Here is an 11,307-nt window from a genome sequence, read left to right as displayed (position 1 = left end):
TCGACTTAAAGACCGGCAGCCATGGCTTTGTCGATCAGCCAGTTCAGGTTCGGGCCACGGTCGCTGTTCACTTCCACCGGGCGGCCGGCGAAGCGGCTGTCGAGCGGCTCGTCAGGCTGGATCTGCACGCGGATGTCGGAGGACAGGTCAGCGCTTTTCAGGCTGGTGCTGCTGACGATCTTGCCGGTGCGGGTCTTGTCTTCGCCGGCGATCTGGAAGCTCACAGGCGTACCCGGACGCACGTCGCCGAACTGGCGATAGGAGAACCGCGCATCAACGGTGGCCTGGGTGTTGCGCGGCACCAGTTGGAAGATCACGTCGCCCTTGCTCGCGTATTGACCGTCGGCCACCAGTTGCTGAGCCACGGTGCAGTCGCACGGCGAAGTCAGGGTGCCGGTCATTTGCTTGCCGAACAGTTCCTCGACCTTGGCCGGGGTCAACTGGTCTTCTTCCAGGTGGCCCTTGAGCACGTCAAGCATGCTGGTGCTGAACGTCGCCAGTGGTGCACCTTTGGCGGCGACGCCGTCGGACTTGACCAGGCTCTGCACGGTGCCGTCACGCGGCATGGTGATGTTCATCCCCGGCACGCTGACCAGGCCAGCCTGCGCGTGGCTGACGAAGTACATGCCGTACACCGATTTGAAAATGAAACCGGCGGCGACCAGGCCGACGACAAAAACACCGGCGCTGAACGTCACGGCCTTCAAACGGCCGAACGGCGTCATGCCAGAGCCGCTGTCCTTGACCTTGCGGGCCTTGGTGAAGTTGTCGCGCTGCAGGGTCGCCAGCACTTCACCCATGCTGACGATGTCGCCAGCCAGGTGCGAGGTGATCAAGTGGCGCAGGGTGGAGATATCCTGCGGCTCAAGGTTCTGAAACTGGCAGCCAACGCGACCGCTCGGGCGGTCGTAAGAGCGAACCTGCAGTTCAACGTCCATGGCCAGGCCGAGGTTGTCGATGACAAATTGCAGGCGGGCCTTGTACACCTCGCCGATAGTCAGCGGCAGTTGCCCGGCGTTGAACGCCAGGCCGCCGGCCGAGAGGTCCAGGACCCGCGTTTCAACGGGCGCCCGGTCAGGGCCGAAGAAACGCAGTTTGGCCGGGATTTTCACGCGGGCGTGCTGACGCTGGGCTTCGGATTCATGCACTACATTGGCGTTGACGGCGGTATTCATAGGGGCGATTTCCTTGTTAATTCAAGAGGGGCGGGTCAGACCATCATCAGCAGCACGGCGACGAAAATGCTGCCGGCGGAGAAGGTCATGGTCCGAGACGACCAGGTGTTGAACCAACGTTGAAAGCTGGCGAGATCACGGGTCAGGGACGTGGGCTGGCGAGTCCAGGACTGTTGGTCGAGGCGGAAGAACACGTAGATCTTCACCAGCGCACCGACGATCTGGTTGTAATAGAGAATCGCCGGATAAGCCGGGCCGATCCGGTGACCGGAGCAGGACAACAGCAAGGTCAGAATCAGGCGGGTGATGCCGATCCACAGCAGGTAAACCAGAATGAATGCGGTGCCGTACTTGAAGCTGGCGATGATCGCCACGGTCAGGCCGAGCAAGGACGTCCACATCGATACGCGCTGATCAAACAGCACCACCGAGGTGAAGGCGCCGAGGCGTTTCACACCCAGACCCAACGCGCGGGAGTTCTGCCGCAGGTTGTTGCCGTACCAGCGGAACATGAGTTTGCGGCTGGCCTTGATGAAGCTCTTTTCCGGCGGATGTTCAACGGTGTTGATCGCCGCGTCAGGCACGTAAAAGGTGTCGTAACCCAGACGCATCAGGCTGAACCAGCTCGACTTGTCGTCGCCGGTCAAAAACTTGAAACGACCCAGGCGCCAGTGCTGCAGCGAGTCGCTCTCCACGTCGGCGATGAATTCCGGGTTGGTCACCACGGTGGCGCGGAACACCGACATGCGCCCGGTCATGGTCAGCACGCGCTTGGACAGGGCCATCGAGCACATGTTGATGTGACGCTGGGCGAAGCGCAGCTTGTGCCATTCGCTCATGATGTAGCCGCCGCGCACTTCGCAGAACTCGTTGGTGGTCAGGCCGCCGACGTTGCCGAACAACTGGAACCACGGCACGGTCTTGCGCACGGTGCCTTCGCCGAGCACGGTGTCGCCATCGATCACGGCGACCACGGCGCGGTCGTCCGGCAGGTGACGGGAGATCGCGCGGAAACCATAGGCCAGGCCATCACGTTTGCCGGTGCCGGGAATGCGCACGAAGTCGAGCTTGACGCGTTCGGGCGGATTCATCCGCGCCCACAACGCTTTCACCAACAGCTCATCGGACATTTCGACGATCGAGCAGACCACAGTGGTCGGCAGTTCGCAGTCGATGGCTTCGCGGATCACCGAGCTGTAGACCTGCGCGGTGGTGAGCGCGTCGATACGGAAACTGGTGACCATCAGAAACACATGCGAGGGGTCCGCTGCTTTACCCAGCTTGCGCACTTTACGGCGCAGGTGCGGATAGACGATGTAGAGAAAAATCATGCCGCGCACAAAGTGCGTTGCACCCATCGAGTAGCGCCAGATACCCACGGCGCCAATCAGGAAAATGAAGTCCTTCGACTCGGAGTCGAATGTGGACGCGGGCAGCATCAAGGCCAGGCCCATCAGCAGACTCAAATAGAAAAGCCAGCCGGCGGATTGCAGAAAAAAATGTTTGAGCTTGGTCATCAACGTCATCCGAAGGTATTGGAGGCTTCGAGCTGCAAGCCTCGAGCTGTAAGCCGCAGCTCGAGGCTTCGAGCTGCAAGCCTCGAGCTGTAAGCCGCAGCTCGAGGCTTTTCGCTTAGGGCTGCGTTACCAGCAAATGCCTTCGGTGCGCGTACCGGCGTCGGTGGCTTTGGCCATGAAGCCGACCAGGTCGATGACCTGTTTGCCGTGCGGTGCTTGCTGGGCCAGCGAACGGAATTTCTCGTCGCGGTTGCCGAGGATGATCACGTCGGAGTTATCGATGACCGAGTCGAAGTCCGCGTTGAGCAGGGACGACACATGCGGAATCTTCGATTCGATGTAGTCCTTGTTCGCGCCGTGAACACGGGCGTACTCGACGTTGCTGTCGTAGATGCTCAGGTCGTAACCCTTGCCGATCAGCATTTCAGCCAGCTCAACCAGCGGGCTTTCGCGCAGGTCGTCGGTGCCGGCCTTGAAGCTCAAACCGAGGAGAGCGACTTTGCGTTTGTCATGGCTTTCAACGATGTCGAAGGCGTTCTGCACTTGCGATTCGTTGCTGCGCATCAGCGAGTTGAGCAGCGGCGCTTCGACGTCCAGGGAGCCGGCGCGGTAGGTCAGGGCACGCACGTCTTTGGGCAGGCACGAGCCGCCGAACGCGAAGCCCGGACGCATGTAGTACTGGGACAGGTTGAGGGTCTTGTCCTGGCAGACCACCTCCATCACTTCACGGCCATCGACGCCGACGGCTTTGGCGATGTTGCCGATCTCGTTGGCGAAGGTCACTTTGGTCGCGTGCCAGACGTTGCAGGTGTACTTGATCATCTCGGCGACGGCGATGTCCTTGCGGATGATTGGCGCGTCGAGTTCTTCATACAGCGCTTGCAGAACGTCGCCCGAAGCCTTGTCGAACTCGCCGATGACGGTCATCGGTGGCAGGTCGTAGTCGGCGATGGCGGTGGATTCACGCAGGAATTCCGGGTTGACCGCGACGCCGAAATCAACGCCGGCCTTCTTGCCGGAGCAGTCTTCCAGGATCGGGATCACCACGTTGGCAACGGTGCCCGGCAGTACGGTGCTGCGAACGACGATGGTGTGGCGGGTGGTTTTTTCTCGCAGGACAAAACCGATCTCGCGGCACACCGCTTCGATGTAGTTCAGTTCCAGATCGCCGTTCTTCTTGCTCGGCGTGCCGACGCAAATCATCGACAGATCGGTGTCACGAATCGCCTCGGCGAAGTTGGTCGTGCCACGCAGACGACCGGTCTGGACACCCTGTGCCAGAAGTTCGCCCAGGCCCGGTTCAACAATCGGCGATTTGCCGGCGTTGATCATGTCGATCTTGTCTTTGGCAACATCGACGCCAACCACGTCATGGCCCCGTGCAGACAGGCAACCGGCACACACTGCGCCAACGTAACCCAAACCAAATATGCTGATGCGCATCGCAATTACCTCTGTATATATCAGGCCGTTAGAGGGCCGGAGTTAATGGTGTTCAGCGTTCATTAGTGCACTCGAAAGTGCGGCATACAGGCGCCACAATGCCGTGTGCAGGCATACTAAGTTTCGAGTGTCTAAATAAGTGCACTCAAGATGTGCGCAACCAGGCCTTGTTGTTATGACGTGCCCTGTTTTGCAGCCAATCTTCATGTTTGAAGATCTTGGTACAGTCGTTTTTACGCGCTTGATCTCAGGTTTAAGCCTTGCGTATCAAGCGGTTGGGTGCTCAGACGAGCACGTTTACAGGGGCGCGGCCATGGCCTTGCAGGGGATGTTAATGGTGCTTATCTCCTGTCCATCAAGTTGCTTTCAGACTAGTTAGTCATCTAGGCAAGTTGCTGTGACAACTTGGTTACATGGCTATCTGCCTAGCGTAAGTTATCTCGTACAAACTCGGCGAGAATCGTTACCGGTGGTATGAGCTATGCATTTGGACATAGTTCCAGCCCGCTCATCGCGAAATCTGAAATTTCTTGAAATATTGTCAAAGATGGCACTAATCTCAATTTGATAGCACTTTCGTTTTCGACCTTTATTAACAGGCGAATAATCACGTTAGATAGTTTTGTGCCACTACCGTGAAGAAATTCAGGTGCCACTACTGAAAAAAATGAAGAGTGTCGAGTGAAACTAATATTAGAAAAGAGGGTGTTGATTTTATGGCGCCATTAAAATGGCGATATGGAGGGAGGGATTTTTGACATCGTGCTCAATGCACGACTCTTTATAGAAAGCGTCGTGCATTGAGCATGCTTTATTCGGGGGCGTGGTCGCGCAAGAACACCAGCGTGTCCGGTTTCGATTGCTCGGTACTGTAGCGATAACCCTGCACATCGAATTGCTTGAGCAGGGCTGGGTCGTTGATTTTTTCCTGGATCACGAAACGGCTCATCAGGCCTCGGGCCTTTTTCGCGTAGAAACTGATGATCTTGTACTGGCCGTTCTTCTGGTCCTTGAACTCGGTGTTGATGATCCGCGCGTTCAGGGCGCTGCGTTTGACCGCCGAGAAGTACTCGTTGGAGGCCAGGTTGAGCAGCACGTCGTCGCCCTGATCTGCGAGCGCCTGGTTCAGCCATTCGCTGATGCGCGTGCCCCAAAAGGCGTACAGATCCTTGCCACGGGCGTTGGCCAGTTTGGTGCCCATTTCCAGGCGATACGGTTGCATCAGGTCCAGTGGACGCAGCAGGCCATAAAGGCCGGAGAGCATGCGCAGGTGCTTTTGCGCGTAGTCGAACTGGGCTTCGCTGAAGGACTGCGCGTCGAGACCGGTGTACACGTCACCCTTGAACGCGAGCAGGGCTTGCTTGGCGTTTTCCGCCGTGAAGGCGGGCGTCCAGCTGCCGAAACGCGCGGCGTTGAGGCCGCCGATCTTGTCGGAAACGTGCATCAGTTCGCTGATCTGCGCCGGGCTCAGTTCGCGCAACTGCTGGATCAGCTCCTGGGAGTGGTCGAGGTATTGCGGCTGGGTAAAGCGCTGGGTCGCCGGCGGTGTTTCGTAGTCGAGGGTCTTGGCGGGGGAAATCACCATCAGCATGAAGTCGTCTCCTTTAATCGTGGGGGCGATTCTAGGGGGTTGGAGCGGATGACTCCAGCTATCAAGTCCATAGGTGATCGACGGCCTGCTGCGTAACCCCGGTGGGAGCGGGCTTGCTTGCGAAGGGGATGGGGGAGTGCGGGAAGTCGGGCGGGATCAGCTATAGTGCCGCGCGGGTTTTGTTATGGAGACACCTCTTTGCGCATTGTTCTTTTATTCACCGCGTGGCTATTGAGCTTCGGTGCCGTCGCGGCGCCGGGCGATGTGGCGACGCTGGATCGCAGCACTTGGCCTGAGCAACTGACCAGCCCGACCCTGTTCGATGTCGCTTCGCGTGCGGAAATCCTTATGTTCGCTCGCGGTTTGCTCGGCACCGAGTCCATGGGCGAAGCTGCACTGGCTCAGCGCCTGGGGCTGCGTACAGTCAATATCGACGCGATCAACAGCCTGCGCCAGCGTCTCTGGCAGCGCTTGCTGAGCAGCTATAACTACGCCCAGCAAAGCTGCGATCAGGATGCCTCGTTCTGCTTCCTCGTTGAGGACTTGCCGACGTTGCGCGAGCAGGCCGCCAAGTTTGTGGTCAGTGACGACAGTTTTTACACCCAGTGGGCAGAGCCGAGCCGGATCTTCCATTTGCAGTATCTGGACGAGCTGATGCGCAAGGCTGCGCTGTCACCGCAGACCAGCAATGAATTCGATCGTTTTGGCGACTACGAGCGTAATGGCGACGAGATGCACGACCGGCTGTTTCTGCTGACGTTCGACAGCGCTGCCAATGTGCAACCGGACAACACCGACTGGCTCACCGAGTACCTGCGCAAGGCAAACTTGAGCGGTACTTTCTTCATGCTCGGCAAGGATATCCAGGCGCGGCTGGCCGATCGTTCGGTGAGCAGCCTGCAAGCGGCGTTCTCTCAACAGTGCGTAGGCGTGCAGGGTTGGGAGTTCCGCTCCCATAGCTACTGGCAGGACTGGCAGGATTCGGTGCGCCGCAGCGCCGATCTGGTGAGGAACAAGTTGCCGGAAAACTACGTGCCGCTGTTCCGTCCACCGGAAGGTCAGCGCCGCAGCGATGCACAAGGGTTCTTCAATACCCAGGGCCTGCACGTGGCGCTGTGGGACATCGATGCCCAGGACGGTGCGGGCAAGCTCAAGGGCAACCCAAGCGCGCAGCGAGTGCTGACCCTGATGTTGTTGTGGCGGCACGGGGTGATCAATTTCAACATGAAACAGGATGCGGTGAAGACCTCGCTACCGTGGCTGATCACGCAAACCGCGCAAAGCGGCATTGGTTGGGAAGACTGCCAGGACGGGTTTCGCTGAAAAACGGAAAAAGCCCGGAAACATTGGGCTAGAGGTGGTTTTTTTCGAGGAATCGATGCAGGCGGACTTCCGACTCTAACGGTGTCGACAGAGTCCGCCAAGGGCTTTTCGTCACTTTGCAAAATAAACTTAAAAAAACCGTCAAAGTGCTTTTTTATGTCATGGGTTTTGGAGTATTACGAAGACAGACCGCCGAAACCTGCAACACAGGTGGCGTCTTCCAAGACCCATTTTGTGTGCAGTTCATCTGCTCCTCACCGAGAGCTTCGCAGGTGAATTCGGTAGTCACTTCGAGGCGCAGCACCGCCCAGGTATTGCGTCGAATGGCTCCCACAAAGGTGACCGAGTATGGATGATCACGGACGTAGCCCTTCTTCCAACCAGCCAATCCTTTATGTACTCGATACCAACGTATTGATTCACGATCCAAACGCCCTGCTTAACTTTGAAGAACATCACGTCGCCATCCCGATGACCGTGCTGGAAGAGCTCGACAAGCTCAAGAGCGGGCATCACAGCGTGGCCGCCGAATGCCGTCAGGCCATCCGGCTGATCGACAAGACCTTGGGCGATGCGTCCCCTGAAGACGTTGAACTGGGTGTGCCGATCCAGCGCGGCAAGGGCGGGCCGAAGGGCTTGCTGTCAATTTTGATGAGCAAGCACGCCGAGCCGCATCTGATTCTGCCCGAGCACCTGAACGACAACAAAATCATCAACCAGTTGATCGACCTGCACGCGCGCGATCCGAAAAAACCTGTGGTGCTGGTCACCAAAGACATCAACATGCGCCTCAAGGCGCGCGCCTGCGGGATTGCCGCCGAAGACTACAGCACCGACCAACTGGTCGATGACGTCTCCCTGCTGCCCAACGGCTATCACAACATGACCGGCTCTTTCTGGGACCGCGTGAGCAAGGTCGACACCCGCCAGGACCACGGCCGCACCTGGCACCAGGTGCAACTGATCGACAACCTGCCGGCGGTCCACATCAACGAGTTCATCATTGACGAACAGGGCTTTGTCGGCTGGATCAAGGAGATCGAAGAAGACAAGCTGCTGATCCTCGACCTGCATCAGGAACCGCTGCTCCATCAAGAGGCTTGGGGGCTCAAGCCACGGGACATCTATCAGAGTCTGGCGCTGTACGCGCTGCTGGACCCGGACATCCATCTGGTCAACCTGTCCGGGGCTGCCGGTTCGGGTAAAACCATTCTGGCGCTGGCGGCTGCGATCGAGCAGACCATGGTCAGCAAGCGCTATCGCCGCATTATCGCGACCCGCAGCGTACAAGGGCTGGATCAGGAAATCGGCTTCCTGCCCGGCACCGAAGCGGAAAAAATGGAGCCTTGGCTGGGTGCCATCACCGACAACCTCGAAGCCTTGCACATGGATGACGAAAACACCCATGGCAGCGTCGACTACATCCTCAGCAAAGTGCCGCTGCAATTCAAATCGCTTAACTACATTCGCGGTCGCAGCTTCCAGCAAAGCCTGATCCTGATCGACGAATGCCAGAACCTCACGCCGCACCAGATGAAAACCATCATCACCCGGGCTGGCGCCGGCTCCAAAGTGGTGTGCCTGGGCAACCTGGCGCAGATCGACACCCCTTACCTGTCCGCGACCAGCTCCGGGCTGACGTACCTGACCGAACGCTTCAAAGACTTCCCCAACGGAGTGCACATCACCCTGCAAGGGGTGCCTCGCTCGATCCTGGCCGAATACGCCGAATCGCACCTGTAACCCCGCAAACAAAACCGGGCGGCCCAACAGCCGCCCGGTTTTTTATGGGTAAACACAAAACCAAATGTGGGGCTTGCTCGCGAAGGCAGTGTCTCAGGCCATATTACTGGTGACTGACACTGCGCTTTCGCGAGCAAGCCCGCTCCCTCAGTAGATTTGCGGTGTGGCTGTAATCAAACTCGCGGAAATTTGACTCGCAGGTTTACAATCCCCGCTCCTGATCAGGAGTAATCCCGTGCTGACTCATCTCGATTCCCAAGGTCGCGCCAACATGGTCGACGTCACCGAAAAAGCCGTGACGTTCCGTGAAGCGACGGCCCAGGCGCTGGTGCGCATGCTCCCCGAAACCCTGCAAATGATCGTCAGCGGCGGCCATCCCAAGGGTGATGTGTTCGCCGTGGCGCGTATTGCCGGCATTCAGGCAGCGAAGAAGACCAGCGATCTGATTCCCCTTTGCCACCCGCTGATGCTGACCGGCGTCAAAGTCGAGCTCAGCGCTGAGGGCGATGACGCCGTGCGTATCGTTGCCCGATGCAAGCTCTCGGGCCAGACCGGTGTGGAGATGGAAGCGCTGACCGCTGCCAGCGTCGCCGCCCTGACCATCTACGACATGTGCAAAGCCGTGGATCGCGGCATGACCATCGAAAGCGTGCGCTTGCTGGAGAAAGTCGGCGGCAAGAGCGGGCATTTCCAGGCGGAGCAGCCATGAACCTGACCGTAAAATTTTTTGCCCGATACCGTGAAGCGCTGGGTATGGACTCACTGCAGGTCGAAGGTGATTTCGCCACGGTCGATGACGTGCGTGCGTTGTTGGTCCAGCGTGACGGTGCCGACGTGCTGGGCGAGCAGAACCTCATGTGTGCGCGCAACGAAGACCTCTGCCAGCTCGACGAACCGGTGGCCGAGGGTGACGAAGTGGCGTTCTTTCCCACCGTGACCGGAGGCTGAACCATGGCGATTCGCGTGCAGGCCACGCCGTTCGATCCGGGCGCTGAAGTCAATGCGATGCACGCGGCCAATGTCGGGGTCGGCGCCGTGGTGAGTTTTGTCGGCTACGTGCGCGACTTCAATGATGGGCTGGATGTAGCGGGGATGTTCCTCGAACACTATCCGGGCATGACCGAAAAGGCCCTTGGCAAAATTGCCGTCGAAGCCGAACAGCGCTGGCCGTTGTTGAAGCTGGAGGTGCTGCACCGCATTGGTGCTCTGGAGCCGGGTGAACCGATTGTGTTCGTCGGCGCCGCCAGCGCCCACCGTGAAGCCGCGTTCGATGCTTGCGCCTTTGTCATGGACTACCTCAAAACCCGTGCGCCGTTCTGGAAGAAAGAAAACACCAGCGACGGACCACGTTGGGTTGAGGGGCGTGACAGCGATCATGCCGCCGCAGATCGCTGGAAGGTTTAAAACCGGCGTCACCCTCAAGTCAGTCTTCGCGAGCAAGCCCGCTCCCACATTGGAATGCGTTCCTTTGTGGGAGCGGGCTTGCTCGCGAAAAGGCCCTCAGTCTCACCGTATAAACATCCTGAATCACCCGACCACCGGCCGCTACGATCTGCGCACACCCGATTGACGATGTATACATTAAAGTCCAGTATGGAATTATAAGTACAAAAAAGGCATTCCCCTGTTTCAATTCTTTCTTCTGTCTTGCCAAACCAACAACAACCCGCGAGAGAACGAATATGAAGAAGCTCCCCCTCATCACCGGTCTGGCGTTCAGCCTGCTGGCGTGCAGCAACGTATTCGCTGCCGAGAAAACCCTGCGCATCGGCATCGAAGCCGCTTACCCGCCCTTCGCCTCGAAAACCGACAAAGGTGAAATCGTTGGTTTCGACTACGACATCGGTAACGCCCTGTGTGCGCAGATGAAGGCCAAGTGCGTGTGGGTCGAAGGTGAGTTCGACGGTCTGATTCCTTCCCTGAAGGTGAAGAAAATCGACATGGCGCTGTCGTCCATGACCATTAACGAAGATCGCAAAAAATCGGTGGATTTCAGCCACAAGTACTACTTCACGTCATCGCGTCTGGTGATGAAGGAAGGCGCCACGGTCGATGACCAGTACGCCAGCCTCAAGGGCAAAAACGTCGGCGTGCAGCGCGCAACCACCACCGACCGTTACGCGACCGAGGTGTTTGAACCCAAGGGCATCAACGTCAAGCGCTACAGCAACAACGAAGAAATCTACATGGACCTGGCGGCCGGGCGCCTCGATGCGATTTTTGCTGACACCATTCCACTGAATGACTTTCTGTCGATGCCGCGTGGCAAGGGGTATGCGTTTGTCGGGCCTGAGTTGAAGGATCCGAAGTACGTCGGCGAAGGCGCGGGGATTGCGGTGCGCAAGGGCAATAAGGAATTGGTCAGCGAGTTGAACAGCGCGATCGACGGGATTCGCGCCAGTGGCGAATATCAGAAGATTTCCGAGAAGTATTTCAAGTCCGATATCTACGGCGACTGATCATCCGCCTTCGGGAGCAAGCCGCCTCCCACAGTGATGGCGTCGTACATGAAACC

10 protein-coding genes are annotated in these 11,307 nt (G+C 58.2%); 6 read left to right on the top strand and 4 right to left on the bottom strand.

Annotated features, from left to right (window positions below; all coding sequences use genetic code 11):
* Window positions 1-5 precede the first annotated feature (5 nt).
* The 4 genes from ACIOWA_RS05165 to yaaA all read right to left on the bottom strand — a co-directional run bounded on the left by ACIOWA_RS05165 (window position 6) and on the right by yaaA (window position 5,726).
* The gene (locus tag ACIOWA_RS05165) at window positions 6-1,175 is read right to left on the bottom strand and encodes a PilZ domain-containing protein (protein ID WP_401158561.1); all 1,170 of its coding nucleotides are present in this window, start codon (window positions 1,173-1,175) and stop codon (window positions 6-8) included.
* 35 nt (window positions 1,176-1,210) lie between these two features.
* Window positions 1,211-2,692 (bottom strand): mannuronan synthase, encoded by a 1,482-nt coding sequence (alg8, locus tag ACIOWA_RS05160; RefSeq protein WP_339432071.1) that lies wholly within the window; start codon window positions 2,690-2,692, stop codon window positions 1,211-1,213.
* Window positions 2,693-2,818: 126 nt separating this feature from the next.
* Window positions 2,819-4,135, bottom strand: coding sequence for a UDP-glucose/GDP-mannose dehydrogenase family protein (locus ACIOWA_RS05155; RefSeq protein WP_339432072.1), 1,317 nt, complete (start codon window positions 4,133-4,135; stop codon window positions 2,819-2,821).
* Between the two features lie 811 nt (window positions 4,136-4,946).
* Complete coding sequence (yaaA, locus tag ACIOWA_RS05150; RefSeq protein ID WP_339432073.1) at window positions 4,947-5,726, bottom strand: peroxide stress protein YaaA; 780 nt, start codon at window positions 5,724-5,726, stop codon at window positions 4,947-4,949.
* A 198-nt stretch (window positions 5,727-5,924) separates the two neighbouring features.
* Here yaaA and ACIOWA_RS05145 point away from each other — a divergent pair, with 198 nt between their 5' ends.
* The 6 genes from ACIOWA_RS05145 (at window position 5,925) to ACIOWA_RS05120 (ending at window position 11,251) form a co-directional block, all read left to right on the top strand.
* The gene (locus tag ACIOWA_RS05145; RefSeq protein ID WP_339432074.1) at window positions 5,925-7,049 is read left to right on the top strand and encodes a polysaccharide deacetylase family protein; all 1,125 of its coding nucleotides are present in this window, start codon (window positions 5,925-5,927) and stop codon (window positions 7,047-7,049) included.
* A 348-nt stretch (window positions 7,050-7,397) separates the two neighbouring features.
* The gene (locus tag ACIOWA_RS05140) at window positions 7,398-8,792 is read left to right on the top strand and encodes a PhoH family protein (protein WP_339432075.1); all 1,395 of its coding nucleotides are present in this window, start codon (window positions 7,398-7,400) and stop codon (window positions 8,790-8,792) included.
* Window positions 8,793-9,027: 235 nt separating this feature from the next.
* The gene (gene moaC / locus ACIOWA_RS05135; RefSeq protein WP_221729944.1) at window positions 9,028-9,501 is read left to right on the top strand and encodes a cyclic pyranopterin monophosphate synthase MoaC; all 474 of its coding nucleotides are present in this window, start codon (window positions 9,028-9,030) and stop codon (window positions 9,499-9,501) included.
* Window positions 9,498-9,740, top strand: coding sequence for a MoaD/ThiS family protein (locus ACIOWA_RS05130; protein WP_339432076.1), 243 nt, complete (start codon window positions 9,498-9,500; stop codon window positions 9,738-9,740). The genes moaC and ACIOWA_RS05130 overlap by 4 nt, the downstream gene beginning before the upstream one ends.
* A 3-nt stretch (window positions 9,741-9,743) precedes the next feature.
* Window positions 9,744-10,196, top strand: a complete 453-nt coding sequence (gene moaE, locus ACIOWA_RS05125; RefSeq protein WP_339432077.1) for a molybdopterin synthase catalytic subunit MoaE — start codon at window positions 9,744-9,746, stop codon at window positions 10,194-10,196.
* A gap of 278 nt (window positions 10,197-10,474) precedes the next feature.
* Complete coding sequence (locus ACIOWA_RS05120) at window positions 10,475-11,251, top strand: ABC transporter substrate-binding protein (protein WP_339432078.1); 777 nt, start codon at window positions 10,475-10,477, stop codon at window positions 11,249-11,251.
* Window positions 11,252-11,307: the final 56 nt, after the last annotated feature.

It is taken from the genome of Pseudomonas sp. NPDC087614, from assembly GCF_044743485.1.
GTDB lineage: Bacteria > Pseudomonadota > Gammaproteobacteria > Pseudomonadales > Pseudomonadaceae > Aquipseudomonas > Aquipseudomonas baetica_A.
Note: the sequence above shows the minus strand (reverse complement) of the source record. Positions and strands in the feature narration are given on the sequence as shown.

Bases quoted from the DNA above. Each gene is read 5' to 3' on its own strand.
- ACIOWA_RS05165 (WP_401158561.1), bottom strand. From the start codon at position 1,175: ATGAATACCGCCGTCAACGCCAATGTAGTGCATGAATCCGAAGCCCAG.
- alg8 (WP_339432071.1), bottom strand. From the start codon at position 2,692: ATGACCAAGCTCAAACATTTTTTTCTGCAATCCGCCGGCTGGCTTTTC.
- ACIOWA_RS05155 (WP_339432072.1), bottom strand. From the start codon at position 4,135: ATGCGCATCAGCATATTTGGTTTGGGTTACGTTGGCGCAGTGTGTGCC.
- yaaA (WP_339432073.1), bottom strand. From the start codon at position 5,726: ATGCTGATGGTGATTTCCCCCGCCAAGACCCTCGACTACGAAACACCG.
- ACIOWA_RS05140 (WP_339432075.1), top strand. From the start codon at position 7,398: ATGGATGATCACGGACGTAGCCCTTCTTCCAACCAGCCAATCCTTTAT.
- ACIOWA_RS05130 (WP_339432076.1), top strand. From the start codon at position 9,498: ATGAACCTGACCGTAAAATTTTTTGCCCGATACCGTGAAGCGCTGGGT.
- moaE (WP_339432077.1), top strand. From the start codon at position 9,744: ATGGCGATTCGCGTGCAGGCCACGCCGTTCGATCCGGGCGCTGAAGTC.
- ACIOWA_RS05120 (WP_339432078.1), top strand. From the start codon at position 10,475: ATGAAGAAGCTCCCCCTCATCACCGGTCTGGCGTTCAGCCTGCTGGCG.